The 21144-nt window shown below is 69.9% G+C and carries 25 protein-coding genes; 11 read left to right on the top strand and 14 right to left on the bottom strand.

Translation table 11 applies throughout. The features are described from left to right. Positions 1–6 precede the first annotated feature (6 nt). A complete protein-coding gene (locus tag AC3WLN_RS01455) occupies positions 7–174 on the bottom strand; it encodes a hypothetical protein (RefSeq protein WP_181017318.1) in 168 nt (55 codons plus the stop codon). Positions 175–349: 175 nt separating this feature from the next. Here AC3WLN_RS01455 and leuD point away from each other — a divergent pair, with 175 nt between their 5' ends. From leuD to AC3WLN_RS01435, 4 genes are all read left to right on the top strand, one after another. Continuing rightward, the gene (gene leuD / locus AC3WLN_RS01450) at positions 350–952 is read left to right on the top strand and encodes a 3-isopropylmalate dehydratase small subunit (protein ID WP_492479092.1); all 603 of its coding nucleotides are present in this window, start codon (positions 350–352) and stop codon (positions 950–952) included. 174 nt (positions 953–1126) lie between these two features. Next, a complete protein-coding gene (locus AC3WLN_RS01445) occupies positions 1127–2332 on the top strand; it encodes a lytic murein transglycosylase (RefSeq protein WP_492479091.1) in 1206 nt (401 codons plus the stop codon). Continuing rightward, a complete protein-coding gene (locus AC3WLN_RS01440; RefSeq protein WP_492479090.1) occupies positions 2329–2715 on the top strand; it encodes a RidA family protein in 387 nt (128 codons plus the stop codon). Before AC3WLN_RS01445 ends, AC3WLN_RS01440 begins: the two co-directional genes overlap by 4 nt. A 14-nt stretch (positions 2716–2729) precedes the next feature. Beyond that, positions 2730–3653 carry an NAD-dependent epimerase/dehydratase family protein gene (locus AC3WLN_RS01435; RefSeq protein WP_492479089.1) on the top strand — a complete coding sequence of 308 codons (924 nt, stop codon included), beginning with the start codon at positions 2730–2732 and terminating at the stop codon, positions 3651–3653. A gap of 61 nt (positions 3654–3714) precedes the next feature. Here AC3WLN_RS01435 and AC3WLN_RS01430 read toward each other — a convergent pair whose 3' ends face one another. From AC3WLN_RS01430 to AC3WLN_RS01415, 4 genes are all read right to left on the bottom strand, one after another. Beyond that, the gene (locus AC3WLN_RS01430; protein ID WP_492479087.1) at positions 3715–4050 is read right to left on the bottom strand and encodes a PepSY domain-containing protein; all 336 of its coding nucleotides are present in this window, start codon (positions 4048–4050) and stop codon (positions 3715–3717) included. A gap of 110 nt (positions 4051–4160) precedes the next feature. After that, positions 4161–5003, bottom strand: a complete 843-nt coding sequence (locus AC3WLN_RS01425) for a DUF1206 domain-containing protein (protein WP_492479086.1) — start codon at positions 5001–5003, stop codon at positions 4161–4163. A gap of 24 nt (positions 5004–5027) precedes the next feature. Next, positions 5028–5372: a hypothetical protein gene (locus tag AC3WLN_RS01420; RefSeq protein ID WP_103709738.1), complete on the bottom strand. Its 345-nt coding sequence runs from the start codon at positions 5370–5372 to the stop codon at positions 5028–5030. A gap of 158 nt (positions 5373–5530) precedes the next feature. After that, positions 5531–6976, bottom strand: a complete 1446-nt coding sequence (locus AC3WLN_RS01415; protein ID WP_492479085.1) for a homospermidine synthase — start codon at positions 6974–6976, stop codon at positions 5531–5533. A gap of 319 nt (positions 6977–7295) precedes the next feature. Here AC3WLN_RS01415 and AC3WLN_RS01410 point away from each other — a divergent pair, with 319 nt between their 5' ends. Then, positions 7296–7472, top strand: a complete 177-nt coding sequence (locus AC3WLN_RS01410; protein WP_292501913.1) for a hypothetical protein — start codon at positions 7296–7298, stop codon at positions 7470–7472. Positions 7473–7515: 43 nt separating this feature from the next. On the opposite strand, the gene AC3WLN_RS01405 is transcribed toward AC3WLN_RS01410, so the two are convergent. After that, complete coding sequence (locus AC3WLN_RS01405) at positions 7516–8088, bottom strand: GNAT family N-acetyltransferase (RefSeq protein WP_492479084.1); 573 nt, start codon at positions 8086–8088, stop codon at positions 7516–7518. Positions 8089–8223: 135 nt separating this feature from the next. Beyond that, on the bottom strand, positions 8224–9390 hold the full coding sequence (locus AC3WLN_RS01400; RefSeq protein ID WP_492479082.1) for a type III PLP-dependent enzyme: 1167 nt from the start codon (positions 9388–9390) through the stop codon (positions 8224–8226). A 676-nt stretch (positions 9391–10066) separates the two neighbouring features. On the opposite strand from AC3WLN_RS01400, the gene AC3WLN_RS01395 reads away from it, so the two are divergent. Both AC3WLN_RS01395 and AC3WLN_RS01390 read left to right on the top strand, forming a co-directional pair. Further along, the gene (locus AC3WLN_RS01395; protein ID WP_492479080.1) at positions 10067–11641 is read left to right on the top strand and encodes an OpgD/OpgG family glucan biosynthesis protein; all 1575 of its coding nucleotides are present in this window, start codon (positions 10067–10069) and stop codon (positions 11639–11641) included. Continuing rightward, complete coding sequence (locus AC3WLN_RS01390; protein WP_492479079.1) at positions 11638–12132, top strand: GNAT family N-acetyltransferase; 495 nt, start codon at positions 11638–11640, stop codon at positions 12130–12132. Before AC3WLN_RS01395 ends, AC3WLN_RS01390 begins: the two co-directional genes overlap by 4 nt. A gap of 68 nt (positions 12133–12200) precedes the next feature. Here AC3WLN_RS01390 and AC3WLN_RS01385 read toward each other — a convergent pair whose 3' ends face one another. Further along, positions 12201–12440, bottom strand: a complete 240-nt coding sequence (locus AC3WLN_RS01385; RefSeq protein WP_492479078.1) for a hypothetical protein — start codon at positions 12438–12440, stop codon at positions 12201–12203. A 140-nt stretch (positions 12441–12580) separates the two neighbouring features. Then, complete coding sequence (locus AC3WLN_RS01380) at positions 12581–13459, bottom strand: SDR family oxidoreductase (RefSeq protein WP_492479077.1); 879 nt, start codon at positions 13457–13459, stop codon at positions 12581–12583. A gap of 108 nt (positions 13460–13567) precedes the next feature. On the opposite strand from AC3WLN_RS01380, the gene AC3WLN_RS01375 reads away from it, so the two are divergent. Then, entirely contained in the window at positions 13568–13984 is a 417-nt protein-coding gene (locus AC3WLN_RS01375) for a winged helix-turn-helix transcriptional regulator (protein ID WP_492479076.1), read from the top strand. 19 nt (positions 13985–14003) lie between these two features. Here the strand turns inward: AC3WLN_RS01375 and glyS are convergent, their stop codons facing one another. Beyond that, positions 14004–16136 carry a glycine--tRNA ligase subunit beta gene (glyS, locus tag AC3WLN_RS01370; protein ID WP_492479074.1) on the bottom strand — a complete coding sequence of 711 codons (2133 nt, stop codon included), beginning with the start codon at positions 16134–16136 and terminating at the stop codon, positions 14004–14006. Between the two features lie 60 nt (positions 16137–16196). Next, entirely contained in the window at positions 16197–17126 is a 930-nt protein-coding gene (locus AC3WLN_RS01365) for a glycine--tRNA ligase subunit alpha (RefSeq protein ID WP_492479073.1), read from the bottom strand. 211 nt (positions 17127–17337) lie between these two features. On the opposite strand from AC3WLN_RS01365, the gene AC3WLN_RS01360 reads away from it, so the two are divergent. Continuing rightward, entirely contained in the window at positions 17338–17577 is a 240-nt protein-coding gene (locus AC3WLN_RS01360; RefSeq protein ID WP_463769599.1) for a hypothetical protein, read from the top strand. 4 nt (positions 17578–17581) lie between these two features. Here the strand turns inward: AC3WLN_RS01360 and AC3WLN_RS01355 are convergent, their stop codons facing one another. Then, complete coding sequence (locus tag AC3WLN_RS01355) at positions 17582–18436, bottom strand: S49 family peptidase (protein WP_492479072.1); 855 nt, start codon at positions 18434–18436, stop codon at positions 17582–17584. A 211-nt stretch (positions 18437–18647) separates the two neighbouring features. Here AC3WLN_RS01355 and AC3WLN_RS01350 point away from each other — a divergent pair, with 211 nt between their 5' ends. After that, positions 18648–18956 carry a hypothetical protein gene (locus AC3WLN_RS01350; protein ID WP_492479071.1) on the top strand — a complete coding sequence of 103 codons (309 nt, stop codon included), beginning with the start codon at positions 18648–18650 and terminating at the stop codon, positions 18954–18956. 8 nt (positions 18957–18964) lie between these two features. Here the strand turns inward: AC3WLN_RS01350 and AC3WLN_RS01345 are convergent, their stop codons facing one another. Both AC3WLN_RS01345 and AC3WLN_RS01340 read right to left on the bottom strand, forming a co-directional pair. Beyond that, complete coding sequence (locus tag AC3WLN_RS01345) at positions 18965–19735, bottom strand: tRNA1(Val) (adenine(37)-N6)-methyltransferase (protein ID WP_492479070.1); 771 nt, start codon at positions 19733–19735, stop codon at positions 18965–18967. Then, positions 19728–19952, bottom strand: a complete 225-nt coding sequence (locus AC3WLN_RS01340) for a putative signal transducing protein (RefSeq protein ID WP_492479068.1) — start codon at positions 19950–19952, stop codon at positions 19728–19730. The genes AC3WLN_RS01345 and AC3WLN_RS01340 overlap by 8 nt, the downstream gene beginning before the upstream one ends. 157 nt (positions 19953–20109) lie before the next feature. On the opposite strand from AC3WLN_RS01340, the gene AC3WLN_RS01335 reads away from it, so the two are divergent. Next, complete coding sequence (locus AC3WLN_RS01335; protein WP_492479067.1) at positions 20110–21129, top strand: polyprenyl synthetase family protein; 1020 nt, start codon at positions 20110–20112, stop codon at positions 21127–21129. Positions 21130–21144 lie beyond the last annotated feature (15 nt).

The following is a 21144-nucleotide window of genomic DNA, read 5'->3' as shown; positions in this document are numbered from 1 at the left end:
CGACCCTCACCTGCCCTTCTCGGAGGGCAGGTGCTTGGCATACTCTTCACGCTCCTCTTTCTGCTTGATGAGGTCCGCATAGGCCTGACGCATCTCGGGCGACACCGTCACCGAGCGGGCCTTCTCCTTCTTGCGCTTGGGCGCCTTCTTGAACTGGTTCGTGGTCTCGGCCATCGCTGCCCCCCGTCTTGACTGGACCGCGAGCATAGGCGCGATGCGCGACGATCGCGAGACGCGCGGGCCCCGTCTTTCAGGCGCGCGCCCCGGCTGTTAGATGTCGCCCAAGCGCGACGCCCCGACCGTTCCCGGGAGAGGCACCGCGCATCGCGAGACCACGGCGACCGGCATCATGGAAAAGTTCACCACCCTGGAGGGCGTCGCGGCGCCCATGCGGATCATCAACGTCGACACCGACCGGATCATCCCGAAGCAGTATCTCAAGACCATCAAGCGCACCGGCCTCGGCAAGGGCCTGTTCTCCGAGATGCGCTACCGCGACGACGGCTCGGAGAACCCGGATTTCGTGCTCAACAAGCCGGCCTACCGAAACGCCCGGATTCTCGTCGTCGGCGACAATTTCGGCTGCGGTTCGTCGCGCGAGCACGCGCCCTGGGCCCTGACCGATTTCGGCATCCGCTGCGTGATCTCCACGAGCTTCGCCGACATCTTCTTCAACAACTGCGCCAAGAACGGCATCCTGGCGATCACGGTCTCGCCGGAGGATCTGGAGAAGCTGTTCGAGGATGCCGAGCGCGGCTCCAACGCGACCCTGTCGGTGGATCTGGAAGCCCAGACCATCAAGGGGCCGGACGGCGGCACCCTGCACTTCGGCATCGACCCCGGCCGCAAGGAGAGCCTCCTCAACGGCCTCGACGAGATCGGCCTGACCCTGAAGCGGGCCCCGAAGATCGACGTCTACGAGGAGAAGCTCGCCGCGCGCGGATTCGCCTGAGGCCGTTCGCGCCGGCTCGCTCGCTCGCCCGCTCAGCCGGCGGCCGGACTCACGGCGGCCGGGCGTGGGTGTCGACCATTCCGATCATTCCGCCCGAGCTTCAACCGTTCGTTAACCCTGGTATCGCCTGAATCGGCGATCACAGTCTCGACGAACGCATTGGCGGAGAACACGATGGCATTCGGCCGATCGGGTCAAACGGCGACCCTCTCCCTCGGAGCCGCCGCGGCGCTCCTGGCGATCTGCGCACCGGTTCGGGCCGATTTCCAGGATTGCCTCGGGAGCCTTCAGGCGCAGGCCGCCGCCCAGGGCATCTCGGCGCAGACCTTCCGGGCGGCGACGGCCGGCATCAGCTACGACGAGAAGGTGATCGAGCTGAGCCAGGCCCAGCCCGAGTTCAAGACGCCGATCTGGGACTACATGGCCGCCCTGGTGGACGAGGAGCGCGTCGACGACGGCAAGGCCGCCATGCGCCAGCACGCGCAGGCCTTGACCAATGCGGAAGCCCGCTATGGGGTCGACCGGCACACCATCGCGGCGGTCTGGGGCGTCGAGTCGAACTTCGGCAAGAACCTCGGCAAGATGCCGCTGGTGCAGTCCTTCGCCACCCTGATCTGCGCGAACCATCGCCGGAAGGAGTTCTTCAAGGGCGAGCTGATGGCCACCCTGAAGATCATCGAGCGCGGCGACATCGATCCGTCCCGCTTGAACGGCTCCTGGGCGGGCGCCTTCGGCCAGACCCAGTTCATGCCGACCACCTACCAGCGCCTCGCCGTGGACGGAGACGGGGACGGCCGTCGCGACCTCGTCGATTCGGTGCCCGACGCCGTCGCCTCCACGGCGAACTTCCTGCGCGTGGCCAAGTGGAACAACGGCCAGCCCTGGGGCTACGAGGTGAAGGTGCCGCGCGGCTTCAATGCCGGTGCCGCCGGCCGCAAGAACAAGAAGGCGATCGCCCATTGGGCCTCCCTCGGGGTGACCCGCATCGACGGCCGCCCGCTCTCCGGCGAGGGCCCGGCCGGCATCCTGCTGCCGGCCGGCCCCGACGGCCCGGCCTTCCTGGTCACCAGGAACTTCGACGCGCTCTATTCCTACAACGCCGCCGAATCCTACGGCCTCGCCATCGCGGTGCTGTCCGACCGCCTGCGCGGGCGCGGCGGCATCCAGGCCGACTGGCCCACCGACGATCCGCCCCTGTCCCGGGCCGAGCGCCGCGACCTGCAGGCCCGGCTGACCAAGCGCGGCTTCGACGTCGGCGAGCCGGACGGCAAGGTCGGGTCCAAGACCCGCGACGCCATCAAGGAGGTCGAGCGCAGCCTCGGCATGCCGGCGACGGGGCGGCCCGGCGCCAAGGTTCTGGAAGCGCTCCGGCGCGGATGAGCGCACGGCGCCTGATCGGGTCCGGCTCGCCCTTCGAGGCGGCCTACGGCTATTCCCGCGCCGTGGTGCAGGGCGGCTTCGTCTTCGTGGCCGGCACCACCGGCTACGACTACGCCACGATGACGATGCCCGAGGCGGCCGCCGATCAGGCCGAGGCCTGCTGGCGCACCATCGCGAGCGCGCTGGCCGAGGCGGGCGCCGGCCTCCCTGATCTCGTGCGGGCGACCTACTACGTCACCGACCGGGCGGAGGCCGAGGCGATGCTCGAGGTCTGCGGCCGGGTCCTGGCCGAGATCCGGCCCGCCGCCACGATCGTCGTGGTGGCCGGGCTGTTGCGTCCGGAGATGAAGGTCGAGATCGAGGTCACCGCGCTGCGGCCATAGGGAGGGCTCGACGATTGGGCGGACCGCTGATCGCACTCACCGGCGCCACCGGCTTCATCGGGCGCCACCTGCTGCAGAGCCTGACGGGACGCGGCTTCCGTGTCCGCGTGCTGCTCCGGCGGCCGGTGGAGGTTCCGGACGGCGCGAGCAGCGCCGTCGTCGGCGATCTGGCCCGTCCGATGAACATGGCGGCGGCCCTCGCGGGGGTCGACGCGGTGGTGCATTCCGCCGGCCTATCCCTGACGATGTCGGGGACGCCGGAGGACGATTTCCGCGCGTCGAACACTGAGGCGACCCTGCGTCTCGCCGAGGCGGCCGTCCGGGCCCGGGTCCAGCGCTTCGTCTTCCTGTCCTCGATCCGGGCCATGACCGGGATCTCGGCGCCCGACATCGTCACGGAGGCCGATGCCCCGGCTCCCACCGAGGCCTATGGCCGCTCGAAGCTCGCCGCCGAGGCGGCCCTGGCTGGCACGGAGCTGGACTGGGTCGCCCTGCGGCCGGTGCTGGTCTACGGCGCCGGTGTGAAGGGCAATGTCGCGACGTTGCTGCAGCTGGCGCGCTCGGCCGCGCCGCTCCCCTTCGCGCGCCTCGACGCCCGGCGCTCCCTCGTCTCGGTGGAGTCGCTGGCCGGGGCGGTCGCCGTCGCGCTGGCGGCGCCGGGTCCGCTGCGTCGTCCGTTGATCGTGGCCGAGCCCGATCCGCTGACGCCGGGCGAGATGGTGGCGGCGCTGCGGGCCGGCCTCGGCCGGCGCGCCGGGCTGCTGCCGGCGCCCGCCTCTCTGCTGGGGCTCGCATGTCGGCTGACGGGACGGGAAGCGGTCTTCGCCCGGCTGTCCACCAGCCTCGTCGCCCGCGCCGATGCCCTGTCGGCGCTCGGCTGGGCGCCCGACCGTACGGCGCGGGACGGACTCGCACGCTTCGCCCGCGGTCAGGCATGACGAAGGCCCGGTGCAGAGCGCCGGGCCTCCAGACACACGGTATTTCCCGTCGTATACGGTGTCAGCGACGGACGTCGAGGACGTCGCCCGAGCGGCTGTCGAGCACGACGGTGATGTCGTCGCCGCGACGGTCCGAGCCCCGGACGATGAGGCGCGGTCCACGCCGGTCGACGCCGTCGACGTCGACGAGGCCCTCGCGGCGGGCGATGCGCGCCGCTTCGCCCCGGGTCAATTCGCTGCGCGGCGGGCCGCGATCGTCGAAGCCGCGGCGATAGCCGGGGTCGACCTGAACGCCGCCGGGTCCGATCGAGATCCCTTGAGCGACAGCGGGCGCCGCGGCGAGGCCGAGGCTCACGGCGACGAGGCCGCCGGCCAAGATGTGCGTGCGAATAGGCATGATGTCTTCCCCCCTCTTGCGGGTCCGGCTCCGGTGGACAGCCTCCACCGCCCCAGGACCCGAGATCAGGGCCTCAATCGACCGATATCCGCTTTTGTTCCTTTTCCGCGTCAGCGCACGGATCGCAGGGCGGCCGCGACGGCGGCGTCGGTCTGGTCGATATCCGGCGCATCGATGTGCCGGAAGCGCGCCTGGATCAGTCCGAAGGCCCCGAAGGCGAAGTGGCCCGCCGCCACGATGGCGAGCAGGACCCAGCCGTAGGGCTGCGCCCGCAGGGCCGCGAAGGCGCCGGCGAGGCCCTTCACCTCGGAGGAGGCCTGATACCAGGCCGCCGCGATGAAGAACCCGCCGATGATCAGGAAGGCGACGCCGCGGGCGGCGTAGCCGAACTGTCCGACCGGTTTGGCCCATCGGCAATGGTCGGCATCGAGCTTCAGGCGATCGGTCACGTCGCCCTTGAACGCCTTGACCAGGAAGGCGACGCCGCCGCCCATCACGCCGAGGCCGATCAGGCCGACGAGCCAGAGACCGAAGGGCTTGGCCAGCAGCCAGGCCGTCCAGTCCTGCGCGGCGTCGCCGCCCTTGCGCCCGAGCCCCAGGGCGAGGCTCGCCGCGGTGACGGCGAGGCCGGTATAGATCGCGGCACTCAGCAGGTGGGCGAGGCGGACGACCACGCCCTTGAGGGAGGTCCCGCGCCGGTCGGCATCGGTGATGCTCTCGATGAAACGCCAGACAGCGAAGCCCAGAAGGCCCAGCGCGATCAGGCCGACGAGGACGACGCCGAACGGACCGGCCAGGACCCAGCGGAGCGCGCTCTCGCTGTCGCCGGCGCGACCGCCCTGGCCGATGGCGGCCAACACCGCCAGCCCCCCGATGATGCAATAGACGATGCCGCGGGCGCCGTAGCCGAACCGAGCGACGCGCTCGATGGTGTTGTGTCCGAGGTTCAGCAAGGCGTTTCCCGGTATCCCGTGACGTCATCCGTCCGAGGAACGCGCAGCCTTCCCGGATAGTGCCACGTAGAATCCGAGGCCGTCGCCGGCCGGCAGGGTCTGGAGTCGATCGACGAGCCCCTTGCGCTTGGCGTCGAGGAGCAGGCGCCCGATCGGCTGGAACAGGGTCTCGCCGCCGCCCTCGGGGGGCGGGGCCAGGCGGATCGCCACCGTCTTGCCCTTCCCGAAGCGGCTGCGTTCCAGCATGTCGGCGAGCGAGGCCTCCGCCGTCGGGCGATTGGTCTCGCGCAGGTCGAGGACGGATTCCGCGTCGGTCACCCCGAGCGAGCCGCGCAGCTTGTTGGCATAGAAATCTTCGAAGTGGGGCACCGGGCAACTCAGTCCTGGCTGGAGACGAAGACGGCGAGACGCTTTGCAGCGTCCCGCCATCGTAGACGTCCGTCAGTCCCAGGCACAACGGCCTTCCGATGCCTCACGCATCCTCCCCGCCACGGGCCGCCGTGCCGGGAGGGCGGAAGGGCGCTGGCTCAGCCGTGCACGAGCACGTTCCGGAACTGCCAGGGATCGCTGGCGTCGATATCCTCGGGGAACAGGCCCGGGCGGCCGGTCAGCGGGGTCCAGTCGGTGTAGACGCCGATGACGGGGCCGAGATAGGGGGTCTGCACCTCGAGGCAGCGGCGGAAATCCATCTCGTCCGCCTCGACGATGCCGGCCTCCGGGTTCTCGAGCGCCCAGACCATGCCGGCGAGCACGGCGGAGGTCACCTGCAGACCGGTGGCGTTCTGGTAGGGGGCGATCCGGCGGGTCTCCTCGATGGAGAGCTGCGAGCCGTACCAGTAGGCGTTCTTGGCGTGCCCGTAGAGCAGGACGCCGAGCTCATCGATGCCGTCCACGATCTCGGTCTCATCGAGGATGTGGTGCTGCTCCTGCACCTTGCCGCCGTTGCCGAACATCTCGTGCAGCGACAGCACCGCATCGTTGGCCGGATGATAGGCGTAGTGGCAGGTCGGCCGGTAGGCAGCGCGCTCGCCCTCCAGCACCGTGTAGTAGTCGGAGATCGACACCGCCTCGTTGTGGGTCACGAGGAAGCCGAACTGCGACTGGGCGGTGGGCGTCCAGGAGCGGACGCGGGTGTCGGCGCCGGGTTGGAGCAGGTAGATCGCGCAGCGCGAGCCCTTCTCCTGCTGGCGGCCGTTCTCCGGCATCCAGGTCTCGTGGGTGCCCCAGCCGAGTTCGGCCGGCTGGTTGCCCTCGGAGACGAAGCCTTCCACCGACCAGGTGTTCACGAACACGCCCATGGGCTTGGCCGACTTGGCGCGCTGCGTGTCGCGCTCGGCGATGTGGACGCCCTTGACGCCGACCTGGCGCATGAGCGCGGCCCAGCCGGCGCGGTCCTTCGGCTCGGGCGTCTTCAGACCGAGGTCACCGGCGATGTTCAGGAGGGCCTGCTTGACGAACCACGAGACCATGCCGGGATTGGCGCCGCAGCAGGAGACGGCGGTGGTGCCGCCGGGCGAGGCAGTGCGGGCGTCCAGGATCTCCTGACGCAGCGCGTAGTTGGTGCGGTCGCCCTGGCTCTTGTTCTTGTCGAAGTAGAAGCCCGGCCACGGCTCCGCGACGGTGTCGATGTAGAAGGCGCCCAGCTCGCGGCAGAGTTCCATGATCGCCCGCGACGAGGTGTCGACCGAGAGGTTGACGCAGAAGCCCTGTCCGCCGCCCTCGGTGAGCAGCGGCGTCAGCACGTCGCGATAGTTCTCCTTCGTCAGCGCCACCTGCTCGAAGCGCAGGCCGTGCTGGTCAGCCAGAGACTTGTACGCGTCGGAGGGCTCGATGACCGTGAAGCGCGCCTTGTCGTACTCGAAGTGACGCTCGATCAGCGGAAGCGTGCCGCGCCCGATGGAGCCGAAGCCGATCATCACGATGGGGCCGGTGATGCGGCCATGGACGGGCCAGGAGGAAGCGGCTTCGGTCATAGGCAGGAAATCCTTCTCAAACGCGTCTTGCTGTCGTCGTACGGCGACCGCATGCCTTAGGCGCCGGAAATGACGAACAAGCGACGGGGTCAGTGACGTTTGCAGACCCGGCGGTCAACCGCAGCCTCTCGTCCCGCATAGGCGCAGGCGACCAATGCTTACGGAAGATTGAACCTGCGCATGCCCTACACGCAGGGCATCATCCCATTCCGAAGCGTTGCGGGGCCTGCCCGGGATCGCAATATTGCAGTGCAACAGAACAAGACAAGAGCGATCTTCGAGAGGAAGCGTCCGTCACCCTACGCCACGGACCTTTGCCATGCTCGCCCTCATCACCTCACGCTTGGCCGCTCCCGTCGACGAGCCCGTCGATCGCGATCCCGGCATCATCACCTTGGCCGCCTCGCTGCTGCGCGCCGTCACCCGCCGCCACGATGCCGCCTTCCAGCGCCGCTGCGATCTCGCCGCCAAGGCGGACCATCACACCAACGTCTGACCAGGGGCCATGCCGGGCCGCAGGCGCTGAGGCGGGCTGATCGTCAGGCGACCCGTCGTCGGGACGCCGCATCGGCCTCGGCAGCCACGGCCGGTTCCACGACAAGGGCTGCCGTCTGGTCCCAGGCGCCCGTGGCCCGCAGGATGCCGCGTGCGCCGGCGAGCGTTCCCTGGCGCAGCTCGAGTCCCAGAAAACGCTCCCGCTCGAAGGGGCCGGGCATGAACAGCCCCTCCGCGAGTCCGGCCGAAAAGCCGAAGCGCGCGTAATAGGGCGCATCCCCCATCAGCAGCACCGCGCCGTGGCCGAGAATTCCCGCCCGGCGCAGGGCCGCCCGCATCAGGATCGAGCCGAGTCCGAGCCCCTGGATCGCAGGGTCGACCGCCAGCGGCCCCAGCAGCAGAGCGGGACGACGCGGACCGGCCTCCACGTGCCACAGGCGGCAGGTGCCGACGATCCGGCCGTCCTGCTCGGCGGTGAGGGCCAGGCCCTCGGCCGGAAGCCGGCCCTCGCGCAGGCGCTCGGACGTCTTCAGGCGGCGTGCCTCGCCGAGGCAGGCATCGAGGAGATGCTCGCGGGCGACGACGTCGCCGGTGACTTCATCACGGATCTGGACCAAGGCCGCACCCTTCCCGAACGTTGGGCAGGCGACGAGACGATCCGTGCAGGCGGGCTGCACGGGGCGATGGGGGCTTGCGATGCCGGACGCCCCCGATCGGAGTGCCCAGCCTTCGCGTCATGACCTTGAAGAGGTTTAGATGACGTATTGCTGAAGGGGCGGGAAGCCGTTGAACGCCACCGCCGCGTAGGTGGTGGTGTAGGCGCCGGCGCCCTCGATCATCACCTTGTCGCCGATGGAGAGGGACACCGGCAGCGGGTAGGGCACCTTCTCGTAGAGCACGTCGGCCGAATCGCAGGTCGGGCCGGCGAGCACGCAGGGGGCCATGCGGTCCTCGTCGTGCTCGGTGCGGATCGCGTAGCGGATCGACTCGTCCATGGTCTCGGCGAGGCCGCCGAACTTTCCGATGTCGAGATAGACCCAGCGCACCTCGTCCTCCGCGTCGGACTTGCGCGAGACCAGCACCACCTCGGCCTCGATCACGCCGGCATTGCCGACCATGCCGCGGCCCGGCTCGATGATGGTCTCCGGCATGCGGTTGCCGAAGTGCTTGGTCAGTGCGCGGAAGATCGCGTCGCCGTAGGATTCCACGCCCGGCACCGCCTTGAGGTACTTGGTCGGAAAACCGCCGCCGAGATTGACCATCTGCAGGCTGATGCCGCGCTGGGCGCATTCCGCGAAGATCATCGCCGCGGAGGCGAGCGCGCCGTCCCAGGCACCGGTGTTGCCCTGCTGCGAACCGACGTGGAACGAGACGCCGTAGGCGGTCAGGCCGTGGCGGTAGGCGTGCTCCAGCACGTCGACGGCCATCTCCGGCACGCAGCCGAACTTGCGGGAGAGCGGCCACTCGGCGCCGGCCCCGTCGCAGAGGATGCGGCAGAACACCTGCACGTCGGTCGCCTCGACCCCGGCGGCCTCGGCCGCGCGGGCGATCTTCTCGACCTCGGCCTCGCAGTCGACGGCGAACAGGCGCACGCCGAGCTTGAGGGCGCGGCCGATGCAGCGCTCCTTCTTGATGGTGTTGCCGAAGGAGACGCGGTCGGCGGTGGCACCGGCGGCGAGCGCCATTTCGACCTCGACCACCGAGGCGGTGTCGAAGCAGGAGCCCATCTCGGCGAGGAGGCGCAGCACCTCCGGAGCCGGGTTCGCCTTCACGGCATAGAACACGCGGGTATCGGGGAGGGCACGGGCGAAGGCCGTGTAGTTGTCCCGCACGACCTCGAGGTCGAGCACCATCACCGGGCCCTCGTCCTGGCCCATGTCGCGGCGTGCGCGCAGGAAATCGCGGATACGATCGGTCATGGTCGTTCCAACCCACAGGTTCGCGAGCGCCCTCACGGGGCGCGCTGTCGAATGTCAGGACGACAGGATGCCGTCCGGCGTCTGGGGGCGCTGCGACGCGACGCGCCGCGTGCTTTGGAGACACGCGAGGGCATCGCAGGCGCGAGAGCACCCGGAACCTGCCTTGGATTGGAAGGGGAACCCCACCGCACGCCGGGCAAAGAGAAACAAGCCTCTTCGGTGCCGGCCTTTGGAGGGCCGACGAGACCAAAAAAGCCCGTTCGTCGTTGCTTTAAGCTGCGTCCCCCGTGGAGAGCGGGGTTCGCCGGTTTCGCCTCCGGCTGCCGGTTGTTGTCGGGGTCCGGTGTCGCCACCTGGATGCCGGCCGGAGGGAATCCACCCTGGCGACCATCGATCCTTTAAGACCCCTGGCGGCTGTCCGGCAGTTGGCCGGATGCCCACCAACCGACACGCGGCCACAGGCACGTGCGAAATTGGGCAAGGCGCATATACGTTCAGGCTGTTCTGGCGACAAGGGAAAACCGTGATGTTTCCCTCGATTTCCCCGTCATCACCGGCACTGTTGCGCAAAGGCCTCGCAGGCGGTGTCCCGGTCTGTAATGGGCCCTTCCCAAGCGGGTGCGGACCGGTCATCAAGCGCACGGTTTTCCTTCCAGCCGCACCGGATCGCAGGACGATGTCAGAACCCAACCGGCGCAGAATCGTCCAGGGACTTGCCGTCACGACGATCCTGGCGTCGACCGGCGCGGCCCGGGGGCAGCGTCGCGACGGCCGGCCGGACACCCCGTTCGGCTTCGCCGACGTGGAGCGCCGGGCGCAGGATCTGGCGAAGGTCGCGTACGATCCGCGCGTTCCGGCGCTGCCGGCGCCGATCGCCAAGCTCGATTACGATGCCTGGCGCGACATCCGCTTCAAGCCCGACAAGGCCTTCCTCGGCGAGGGAAGCCCGTTCCGGCTCCAGCTCTTCCACCTCGGCTTCCTCTATACCCGCCCGGTGACGGTGAACCTCGTGCGCGGCGGCGTAGCGACCCCGATCGCCTACCAGTCGAGCCTCTACGACATGGGGCGGACGAAACTCGACAGGGCGCTGCCCGTCGATCTCGGATTCGCAGGCCTGCGCATCCACGCCCCGCTCAACAAGCCGAACCTCCTCGACGAACTGATCGTCTTCCTGGGCGCCAGCTACTATCGCTTCCTCGGGCGCGACCAGCTCTACGGCCTCTCGGCGCGGGGCATCGCCGTCGACGTCGAGGGGCAGCGCGGCCCGGAGGAGTTCCCGGTCTTCCGCGAGTTCTGGGTCGGCGTGCCGGAGCAGGCGGACGCCCCCCTCACGATCTACGCGCTGCTCGACGGCCCCTCGCTCACCGGCGCCTACCAGTTCACCGTGACGCCGGGCGACGAGACCGGCGTGGCGGTGCGCGCGACCCTGATCCCGCGGGTGGACCTCGCGACGGTGGGGCTCGCGCCCCTGACCTCGATGTACTTCATCGGCGAGAACGACCGTCGGCACGCCGACGACTACCGGCCCGAACTGCACGATACCGACGGGCTCCAGATGGCGGCCGGCAGCGGCGAATGGCTGTGGCGCCCCCTGCACAACCCGCGCGACCGACGCATCTCGTCCTTCGCCGACCGCGACCCGAAGGGCTTCGGCCTGATGCAGCGCGACCGGCACTTCGAGAGCTACCAGGATCTCGAAGCGTCCTACGACCGCCGGCCCGGCTACTTCGTCGAGCCGGACGGCGCCTGGGGCGAGGGCGCGGTGATGCTGATGGAATTGCCCACCGACACCGAGACCAACGACAACATCGTGGCCTGCTGGCGGCCGGCGCGGGCCTACCCGGCGGGGACTCCGGTGAACCTGTCCTACCGCGTGCGCGCGGTCGGCGGCGCGGCGCTGCATCCCGGCGGACGGGTGGTGAACACCTTCAGCGTCGCCCCGGTGGCGAGCGGCACCGCCAAGGCCGAGGAGGCCAAGGGTGGCCTGACCCGGCGCTTCCTGGTGGATTTCACCGGCGGCGACCTCGGCTACTACCTGGCCGATCCGAGCCGGGTGGAGGTGGTGGCGAGCACCTCGGTCGGGCGCATCGGCGCGACCTCGGTGGCGCCCAACGCGCACATCGAGGGTCTCCGGGCGGCTTTCGACGTCACCCTCGAGGTTCCGGGTCAGTCCGCCGACCTGCGCCTCTTCCTGCGCGCGTCCGGCCGCACCCTCTCGGAGACCTGGACCTATCCCTGGACCGCCCAGTGAGCGCGCCCTCGATCAAGACCGCTTCGGCGCCGCTGGTAGAGATCCGACCCGCGACGCCGGAGGATCTCGATGCGCTGGTGGCCCTCGAACATGCCGCCTTCGTCAGCGACCGCGCCGAGCGACGGGCGATCCGCCACGCGATCCGGTCTCCGAGCATGTCGCTCCTGGTGGCGATCATCGGCGACGAGGCGGGGCAGGCGACCCTCGTCGGCTCCGCAACGCTGGAGCGCCGACGCGGCAGCCGCAGCGCGCGGCTGTCCTCCATCGCGGTGTCTCCGGCCCGCGCCGGCCTCGGCCTCGGCAGCCTCGTGCTGGATGCGGCCGAAGCCGATGCGCGGGCCCATGGCTGCACCCGCCTCCGGCTCGAAGTCCGCGCCGATAACGGCGCCGGCATCCGGCTCTACGAGCGGCGCGGCTACACGCGCTTCGCCGTCATCCCCGACTATTACGAGGACGGCATGGAAGCCTGGCGCTACGTAAAGGCCCTCTGAGACGCGAAAGCCCGCCCCGGTGGGACCGGAGCGGGCACGGTTAACCTCCGTAGGTCGGACGGCTGGCGTCAGTCGCAGCTCTCCTTGGTCACCGTCTTGCGGTCGCCGAGGTCGTTCTCCTTGGTCACCGTCTTGGAGGAGCAACCGTCGCTGGACTCGCGGCGCTCGACCGTGCGGCTCTCGGTGGACGGGCGGTCGACGACGACGGTGTCGGGCGCATCGCGGCGAATGATCGTGGTCTCGGCCTGGACGGCCGAAGCGCCGAACAGCGTTGCCAGAGTCAACGCGGCGATGATGGGGTTGCGCATGAACATCTCCCTTGAGGAAAATCTGCTGCCCCAACGGCGACCCGAGCGAAACCGTTCCGCTTGATCCTGCTCGAAACTCGCGAATTCACCCGCTGCTCGGATTTCATCTGCGGAAGTCTCGCACCGGGTCCGCGAAGACCTCACCTCAGGGCATCGGCGATGACGGCCGCCAGTGGCGTCGTCGGCCGGCCGATCAGGGTGCGCAGGGCGCGGCCGTCATCGAACAGGGCACCGCGGGCGGCTCCCGCATCAGAATCCGCCAGGAGGCTCGCCACGCCCTCCGGCAGGCCCGCGCCGAGGAGCGCCGCCCGGTACTCCGCGGGCGGCAGGTCCTGATAGTGGATGGGCCGGCTGGAGGCGCGGGCGGCTTCGCTAGCGAAGTCCGCGAGGGTATAGGCCTCGTCTCCCGCCAGTTCGTGGATGCGCCAGACCGGCGCCTCGGCGGCGAGCACGGCCGCCGCGGCTTCCGCGTAATCGGCGCGGGCGGCGCCGGCGATCCGGCCCTCGCCCGCGCTGCCCAGCATCACTCCGTGGGCGAGGGCCTGGGGCAGGGAAGCCGTGTAGTTCTCGGTGTACCAGCCGTTGCGGAGGATCACGGTCGGCAGACCGGATTGAGCCAGGATCGCCTCCGTGGCGCGATGCTCCTCGGCGAGGCCGAGGGGCGAGGTGTCGGCGTGCAGCAGGCTCGTGTAGGCGATCAGCCCGATACCGGCGCGGCCGGCCGCTTCGATGACGTTGCGATGCTGAGGCACGCGCTGGCCGACCTCGCTGGAGGAGATCAGCAGCAGTCGGTCGATGCCCGCGAAGGCCTCCGCCAGGGTCTCGGGGCGTGCGTAGTCGGCACGGCGGACCGCGACGCCCTGGGCGCGCAGATCCCGCGCCGCGGAGGCCTCGGTGTCGCGAACCCCGGCCACGATCTGCGCCGCCGGCACCCGGCGGAGGAGCGCCGCGACGACGAGGCGCCCGAGCTGACCGCTCGCGCCGGTGACGAAGAGCTTTGCGGACGTGATCTCGGACATGTCTCGACCTTCCTGTGGTTCTAAACCCAGACGAGGTCTATAAAAGAGACTGGAATGCCCCGTAAGGCGGCAGGTTTTCGATCCCAGGTTACCCGAAGGGAACCCGCCATGACCGAAGACGCCCACCTCGCGGCGGCCGGGGACCTTTCCGATCGGTTCGCGGCTTGGCAGGAGTCCGGCCTCGAACCGCATCACTGTCCGGTCCGCGACGTGTTGGATCACCTCGGGGACAAGTGGACCACGCTGATCATCGTCCTGCTGTCCGGCGGCACCCGCCGGTTCGGGGCGATTCACCGGGCGATCCCCGACATCTCGAAGCGGATGCTGACGCAATCCCTGCGCGACCTCGAGCGCGACGGACTGGTGACCCGCCGCGTCTATCCGACGAGCCCGCCGAGCGTGGAATACGGCCTCACGCCGCTGGGCGGGTCGCTGCTCGGCCCCCTGGCGACGCTGGTCGCCTGGGCGGAACGAAACCATCCCGCGATCCGCGCCGCCCGGACGCGGTTCCTGGCCGAGGCATGAGCCCCGGCGGGCGCCCCGCTCAGCCCTCGATGCGCGAGAAGTCCGCGACCTCACGGGTCGCCGCCCGCAGGGCGTTGAGCAGGGCGAGGCGGTTCTGGCGCAGGGCCGGGTCGTCGGCGTTCACGGTGACCCGCTCGAAGAACGCATCCACCGGCGCGCGCAGCGTCGAGAGGGCCTGCATGGCGCCGGCGAAATCCTCCGCCGCCACCGCGGCCGACGCGGTCTGGCGCGCCGCTGCCAGGGCCTCGGCGAGCGCCCGCTCCTCGGGCTCGCCGCGGGCGGCTAGGTCCGCGTCCGGCGCGGCGTCGTAGGCGCGGCCGTCCTTCTTCTCCTCGATGCGCAGGATGTTGGCGGCACGCTTGTAGCCCGCCAGCAGATTCTTGCCGTCGTCCGTCTCGAGGAAGGTGCCCAGGGCCTCCACGCGGCGCACCACCATCAGCAGGTCGTCCTGGCCGGGCAGGGCGAAGACGGCGTCGATGAGGTCGTGCCGGGCGCCCTTGTCGCGCAGGTAGACCTTCAGCCGGTCGGCGAAGAAGGCGAGGAGGCTCGCGGCATCCACGTCCCCGGTGCTCCCGTCGGCGCTCGCCGTACCGCCGTAATTCGCATGGCCGTCGGCGGCCGCCTGATAGCCGTCGCGAAGCAGCGACAGCTTGACGGTGTTCTCGATCAGCAGCCGGATCACCCCGAGGGCTGCGCGGCGCAGGGCGTAGGGGTCCTTGCTGCCGGTCGGCTTCTCGTCGATGGACCAGAACCCCACGAGGGTGTCGAACTTGTCGGCGAGCGCCACGGCGACGGCGACGGGATCGGTGGGCACCCGGTCGGAGGGACCAACCGGCTTGTAATGGTCCTCGACCGCCGCCGCGACGCTCGAAGTCTCGCCCTGAAGCGCCGCGTATTTGCGCCCCATCAGGCCCTGGAGTTCTGGAAACTCGCCGACCATTTCGGTGACGAGGTCGGCCTTGGCGAGCGTCGCCGCACGCTCGGCCAGATCCGGGTCGGCGCCGACCAGGGGCGCGAGCTCGCGGGCCAGGGCCGCGATGCGTTGCACCCGCGCGCCCTGCGTGCCGAGCTTTTCATGAAACACGATGCTGTCGAGCTTCGGCAGCCGGTCCTCCAGGCGGATCGCCTTGTCGGTCTCCCAGAAGAACTTGGCGTCCGACAGCCGTGCGCGGACCACGCGCTCGTTGCCGGCGGTGATGGCGAGGCCGCCGTCGCTGGCGATGAGATTCGACGTGAGGACGAAGGCCGGCGCCAGGGCGTCGGTACCCGCCTGGCGCAGGACGAAGCACTTCTGGTTGGCCCGGATGGTGGCGCGGATCGCTTCGGCCGGGATGTCGAGGAAGGCTTCGTCGAAGGAGCCCAGCAGCACCACGGGCCATTCGACGAGGCCGGCAACCTCCTCCAGCAGGCCGTCGTCCTCGACGAGTTCGAGGCCGCGCGCGAAGGCGAGGTCGCGGGCGTCGTGCAGGATGATGTCCTTGCGCCGCTCCACGTCGAGCACGACCTTCGCGCGCTCCAGGGCCTGGACATAATCGTCGAAGCGCCGGACCTCGATGGCCTCGGGCGCCAGGAAGCGGTGGCCGTAGGTGGCGGTCCCGGCCGCGATCCCGTCCACCGCGAACGGGACCACGTCCGGCGTCTCGGTCTCAGGCCCGAAGGTGGCCACGATGGATTGCAGCGGGCGCACCCAGCGCAGGGCGCCCGGCTGCGCCGAGGCCTTGCCCCAGCGCATGGATTTCGGCCACGGGAAACTGCGGATGATCTGCGGCAGGATCTCCGCCAGGACCTCGAGGGTCTCGCGGCCCGGCCGCTCGATCACCGCCACGTAGAACTCGCCCTTCTTCGGGTCCGTGACGATGGTAGCCTGATCGAGGCTCGCCAACCCGGCGCTCTTCAGGAAGCCCTGGACCGCGCCCTCCGGCGCTCCGACGCGCGGACCCTTCCGCTCCTCGCGCACGTCCTTGCCGCGCGGCGGCAGTCCGGCCACGTGCAGGGCCAGGCGGCGCGGTGTCGCGAAGGCCTTGGCGCCCTCGTAGAGGAAGCCGCGCTCGACCAGGGCGTCGGTGACGAGCTTCTTCAGGTCGTCGGCCGCGCGCCGCTGCATGCGGGCGGGAATCTCTTCGGAGCGGAGTTCGAGGAGGAGGTCGGGCATGGGATCAGGCGGCGTCCAGAAAGGGTGTTCGGGTTGGCGAGGCGCGGTCGGCGAGGCGGATCAGGCCGCGCCGCCCCCCGCCGTGCGCAGGTACGCCGCCCCGCAGGCCTTCGCGAGTTCGCGCACCCGCAGGATGTAGCTCTGGCGCTCGGTCACCGAGATGACGCCGCGGGCGTCGAGCAGGTTGAAGACGTGGCTCGCCTTGATGCACTGGTCGTAGGCCGGCTGCGCCATCCGGTGCCGGCCGGCCTCGTCCACGGGCGCGCCCGCGTCGAGGTAGGTCCGGCAGGCCTTCTCCGCGTCGGTGAATTGGCGGAACAGCATCGCGGTGTCGGCCGCCTCGAAGTTGTGCCGCGAATATTCCTGCTCGGACTGCAGGAAGACGTCGCCGTAGGAGACGCGGTCCTCGCCGGTGCCGCCGTTGAAGTTCAGGTCGTAGACGTTCTCGACGCCCTGGACATACATCGCCAGCCGCTCGAGCCCGTAGGTCAGTTCGCCCGCGACCGGGGCGCACTCGAAGCCGGCGACCTGCTGGAAGTAGGTGAACTGGCTCACTTCCATGCCGTCGCACCAGCATTCCCAGCCGAGGCCCCAGGCGCCGAGCGTCGGGCTCTCCCAGTCGTCCTCGACGAAGCGGATGTCGTGCAGCTTCAGGTCGACGCCGATGGCGTCGAGGGAGGCGAGGTAGAGCTCCTGAAGGTTGGGCGGGTTCGGCTTCAGGATCACCTGGAACTGGTAATAGTGCTGTAGCCGGTTCGGATTCTCGCCGTAGCGGCCGTCCTTCGGGCGGCGCGACGGCTGGACATAGGCGGCCTTCCAGGGCTTCGGACCGAGGGCTCGCAGGGTGGTGGCCGGATGAAAGGTGCCGGCGCCGACTTCCATGTCGTAGGGCTGCAGGATGACGCAGCCCTGCGCCGCCCAGAAGCGCTGCAGGGTCAGGATCAGGCCCTGGAACGACGTTTTGGGCGCGAGATCGACGGCGCTCGACATGGAATTTCCGGTCCGTGGAGGGGCGGCCAGCGTTTAAGAGGCGGCTCCCCCGTGTCAAGCGACGGGACGGGACGATAGGCGTGCGCCGACGCACACAATTCTGCCACGATCCGTCATAGCGATGGAACGGTCTCGCTTGCTGCCAAGTTTATCGGGCAATCAAGGGGTTCTCGCCGCCCTCCAGGGCGGTCGACAATTGGATCATCGCGCCATGCGCTCGTCTTTTGCAGTCTTCGCCGCCCTCGTCGCAACGTCCCTGGTCGCCACGCCGATGGTGATCTCGGCCTCGAACGCCCTCGCTACGGCCGAATATTCCGATGCCGTGACGATGCCGGCCGCCGTTACACCGATCGAGGTCTCGGCCGTGCCGGCGCCCGTCGCAGCGGAGACCTGCACCCGGAAGGTCCGGGTGGTCTATGCCGGTTACGGCACCGAGGCCTGCAAGCGCTGAGGCCCTACAACCCGTAACGGGCGAAAGCGGCGCGATCCTCGATCGCCGCCATGACTTCGCCCACGACGCTGCTGCCCGGCGCGGAGCGCCGGAGCAGGCGAGCCACGAGCGAACCCTTCTTCTCGGCGATGAAGACGAGGTCCACCTTCTCGCCGTAGCGCGCCCGCAGGGTCGAGCGGGCGTCGCCCAGCGCATCCACCAGCCCGAGCGGCAGTGCCTGCTGCCCCGTCCAGACCGCTCCGGTGAAGAGATTCTCGCCGTTCGGCGCGAGCTTCGGACGGCGCGACCCGACGAGGGCCGTGAACAGTTTCTGCACATCGGCCTGGATGGCCTTCAGACGCTCCACATCGGCGGGGTCCTCCGGCCGGAAGGGATCGAGCATCCCCTTCGCCTCGCCCTGGGTATGAACCCGGCGGTCGATGCCGATGCGCTCGATCAGCCGATCGAAGCCGAAGCCTGCCGAGACGACTCCGATCGATCCGACGAGGGACATGGGATCGGCGATGATCTCGTCCGCCGCGCAGGCGATCATGTAGCCGCCCGAGGCCGCCACATCCTCCACGAAGGCGAGGACGGGTAGCTTCTTCTCGCTTGCCAGCGCGCGGATGCGCTGGTGGATCAGGTGCGACTGGGCGGGGGCGCCGCCGGGCGAATTGATGACCAGCGCCACCGCCGAGATGCCGGGCGTCGCGAAGGCCCGCTCCAGGCTGCTCGCCAGACCACCGATCGAGAGGCCCGCCCGGAAGGGCGACACCGCGCCGATCGCGCCGCTGAGACGCAGGACGGCGACGCGCGGAACCTCCCGGCGCCAGCGCCGGGGCAGAAGCGCGCGCAGGGGACCCGGCAGGGAAACTGGCATGCTGTCGCGACTCGGGTTCGAGGGGAGGGGGCGGCACCACGCGCCAGCCGAGACGGCCGGGCCGGCCGTTCCGAGCGCTGAGGTGGGGCGGGACGAACCATTTTGCCAGCGTCGTCGTTGTCGCCTCACGCCGCCGAACCTTGGCGGCTGTGGGCGTTCGGGATGCCCACGCAGCAGCAAGGGAGACATGACCATGCGCGTGATGCGTTGGATGGTTATCGCACTGGGAATGCTGGCCGGTGCGATGGGCTTCGGAGCGACGGCGAACGCCGCGCCCCTACCGGTCGCAGCCGCCGCGACCCAGGCCGAGGCGCCCTTGCTGGCGCAGGCGCGTTGGCACGGCTACCGGCGCCACTGGCATCACCGCCGCCATTGGCACCATCGTCATCACTGGCACCACCGCCGCCACTGGCATCGCCGCCATCACTGGCACCATCGGCACCACTGGCGCCGGCATCATGGCTGGGGCCACCGCCACTACGGCTGGCATCGTCCCTATCGGGTGCGGACCTTCTACTGACGGAGTGCTCAGGCTGGATCGGCCTTTGCGCCGATCCAGCCTCGGCCCGCGCTGAGGTCCGCCAGGATCGGCGTGAAGCGACCACCCTCGTCGTGAAGGTCCAGCGGGGGCAGCAGCGCGAACGGGGCCCGGCTTCCCTTCACGGCGGTGACCAGGATGCGGATCGCCGGCCGGTTCGCGTCCGCGTGGACCGGACGCACCGAGACCGCCCCGAAGCGTCCGGCCAGGGCTTCGAGACAGGCGGGCAGATGATCCGCCCGATGAATCAGGCCCAGCCGTCCGTGCGGACGCAGCAGGTCGACGCAGGTGCGCAGCCAGGCATCCAGGCCGCCTTCCGCGAAGTCGTGGGCGCTCGCCTTGCCGACGACCGGCGAGGATCGGTGCTGGCCCGGCTCGAAGAAGGGCGGGTTGGTTAGGACGCAGTCGGCCAGCCCGGGCGCCAGCCCGGCGGCATGCCGTCGCGTGCCTGGGGCCAGCACGTCCGCCTCGATGATCGTCGTGCGGGCGGCGAGGCCGTTCTCCTCGGCATTGCGCCGGGCGAAATCGGCCAGCGCGGGATCGCGCTCCACCAGCACCGCGCGGCAGCCGGGGCTGCGGAGCGCCACCGCGAGGCCGACCGCTCCACTCGCCGCACCGACGTCGCAGACCACCTCGCCGGGCTCAGGCGCGATGAGGCCCGCCAGCAGCACCGCGTCCGTTCCCGCCCGATGGGCGCCGCGCGGGGGTTGATGCAGGCGCAGCCGCCCTCCGAGCCAGAGGTCGGGGATGCACTCAGGCATCGCGCAACTCATGGGCGAGGCCGGCGTCGATGAGGAGCCTGCGCGCCTGCATCGCCTGGTCGTGCGGCACCAGAAGTCGTCTTGCGAAGGCGCCGATCGAACCTTCGAGCAGGCTCATGTGCTGGTCGGCCACCAGGGCCGGAATGGCGGCGGCTTCGAGAATCGACTGCGCGAAGCCGATCAGGACGACATCGTTGCTGCGGATCAGTTCGGTCATACAACCTCTCCCGGGCATCGATCCGGATGCCGCCGTCGGCAATACCTTGCGGCATGGTGCGTGTTGCAGCGCCCCCGGGCGCATGCGATGGGGTGTCACGGACGCGGCCGATCAGGCTGCGCCACGTTGGCGTAGGGAAGCGGGAGGCCTCAAGGTCTTGGGCGTCGTAGTTCCGATCGATGAGAGAAGCCCCGATCCGGAGGCGAGCCTGGCCGACCTCGTCGCCCTGGTGTCCGGGGGGATGGAGCGCGTCAACGCGACGATCCTGTCCCGGACCGGCTCCGACGTCCAGATGATCCCGGAGGTCGCCAACCACCTCATCTCCTCCGGCGGGAAGCGCCTGCGTCCGATCCTCACCCTGGCGACCGCCGACCTCTGCCACTACGCCGGCGACGGCGCGGTGAAGCTCGCCGCCAGCGTCGAGTTCATGCACACGGCGACGCTGCTGCACGACGACGTCGTCGACGGCAGCGACATGCGACGCGGCAAGGTCGCGGCCCGGATCAAGTGGGGCAACGAGGCCAGCGTCCTCGTCGGCGATTTCCTCCTCGGCCAGGCCTTCCGCATGATGGTCGAGGTCGGGTCCCTGAAGGCCCTCGACATCCTGTCCGCGGCGGCCACGATCATCGCCGAGGGCGAGGTGATGCAGCTCACCGCGGCCAAGAACACCGGGACGAGCGAGGACGAGTACCTCGCGGTGATCAGCGCCAAGACCGCCGAGCTGTTCGCCGCCGCCTGCGAGGTCGGACCCGTTCTGGCGGAGCGCGGCGAGGCCGAGCAGGCGGCCTGCCGGGCCTACGGCATGAATCTCGGCATCGCCTTCCAGCTCATCGACGACGTGCTCGATTACGGCGGCACCAGCGACACCCTGGGCAAGAACGTCGGCGACGATTTCCGCGAGGGCAAGATCACGCTCCCCATCGTCCTGGCGGTGCGGCGCGCCACGGGCGGCGAGCGGGCCTTCTGGAAACGTACCCTCGAACTCGGCGAGGTCACGGATGCCGACCTCGACACTGCGCGCGCGATCCTGCGGAAGCATGGGGCGCTCGAGGAGACGATGGCCCGGGCTCGACTCTACGGCGATCGCGCCCGGGACGCTCTCAAGGCGTTCCCGGCCAGCCCGATGAAGCACGCCCTGCTGCAGGTCGTCGACTTCTGCATCGCCCGGGCACACTGAGCGTCCCGGCGCTGC

The organism is Methylobacterium sp. FW306-05-D, assembly GCF_058782155.1.
The sequence above is the reverse complement of the archived record's forward strand: the minus strand, read 5'-3'. Positions and strand labels throughout refer to the sequence as shown.

Excerpts from the sequence above, each read along its gene's own strand:
- AC3WLN_RS01415 (WP_492479085.1), bottom strand. The coding sequence starts at position 6,976 with ATGACCGAAGCCGCTTCCTCCTGGCCCGTCCATGGCCGCATCACCGGC.
- AC3WLN_RS01400 (WP_492479082.1), bottom strand. The coding sequence starts at position 9,390 with ATGACCGATCGTATCCGCGATTTCCTGCGCGCACGCCGCGACATGGGC.
- leuD (WP_492479092.1), top strand. The coding sequence starts at position 350 with ATGGAAAAGTTCACCACCCTGGAGGGCGTCGCGGCGCCCATGCGGATC.
- AC3WLN_RS01430 (WP_492479087.1), bottom strand. The coding sequence starts at position 4,050 with ATGCCTATTCGCACGCACATCTTGGCCGGCGGCCTCGTCGCCGTGAGC.
- AC3WLN_RS01355 (WP_492479072.1), bottom strand. The coding sequence starts at position 18,436 with ATGCCAGTTTCCCTGCCGGGTCCCCTGCGCGCGCTTCTGCCCCGGCGC.
- AC3WLN_RS01380 (WP_492479077.1), bottom strand. The coding sequence starts at position 13,459 with ATGTCCGAGATCACGTCCGCAAAGCTCTTCGTCACCGGCGCGAGCGGT.
- AC3WLN_RS01395 (WP_492479080.1), top strand. The coding sequence starts at position 10,067 with ATGTCAGAACCCAACCGGCGCAGAATCGTCCAGGGACTTGCCGTCACG.
- AC3WLN_RS01340 (WP_492479068.1), bottom strand. The coding sequence starts at position 19,952 with ATGACCGAACTGATCCGCAGCAACGATGTCGTCCTGATCGGCTTCGCG.
- AC3WLN_RS01375 (WP_492479076.1), top strand. The coding sequence starts at position 13,568 with ATGACCGAAGACGCCCACCTCGCGGCGGCCGGGGACCTTTCCGATCGG.
- AC3WLN_RS01350 (WP_492479071.1), top strand. The coding sequence starts at position 18,648 with ATGGTTATCGCACTGGGAATGCTGGCCGGTGCGATGGGCTTCGGAGCG.
- AC3WLN_RS01455 (WP_181017318.1), bottom strand. The coding sequence starts at position 174 with ATGGCCGAGACCACGAACCAGTTCAAGAAGGCGCCCAAGCGCAAGAAG.
- AC3WLN_RS01385 (WP_492479078.1), bottom strand. The coding sequence starts at position 12,440 with ATGCGCAACCCCATCATCGCCGCGTTGACTCTGGCAACGCTGTTCGGC.
- AC3WLN_RS01410 (WP_292501913.1), top strand. The coding sequence starts at position 7,296 with ATGCTCGCCCTCATCACCTCACGCTTGGCCGCTCCCGTCGACGAGCCC.
- glyS (WP_492479074.1), bottom strand. The coding sequence starts at position 16,136 with ATGCCCGACCTCCTCCTCGAACTCCGCTCCGAAGAGATTCCCGCCCGC.
- AC3WLN_RS01445 (WP_492479091.1), top strand. The coding sequence starts at position 1,127 with ATGGCATTCGGCCGATCGGGTCAAACGGCGACCCTCTCCCTCGGAGCC.
- AC3WLN_RS01345 (WP_492479070.1), bottom strand. The coding sequence starts at position 19,735 with ATGCCTGAGTGCATCCCCGACCTCTGGCTCGGAGGGCGGCTGCGCCTG.
- AC3WLN_RS01360 (WP_463769599.1), top strand. The coding sequence starts at position 17,338 with ATGCGCTCGTCTTTTGCAGTCTTCGCCGCCCTCGTCGCAACGTCCCTG.
- AC3WLN_RS01365 (WP_492479073.1), bottom strand. The coding sequence starts at position 17,126 with ATGTCGAGCGCCGTCGATCTCGCGCCCAAAACGTCGTTCCAGGGCCTG.
- AC3WLN_RS01440 (WP_492479090.1), top strand. The coding sequence starts at position 2,329 with ATGAGCGCACGGCGCCTGATCGGGTCCGGCTCGCCCTTCGAGGCGGCC.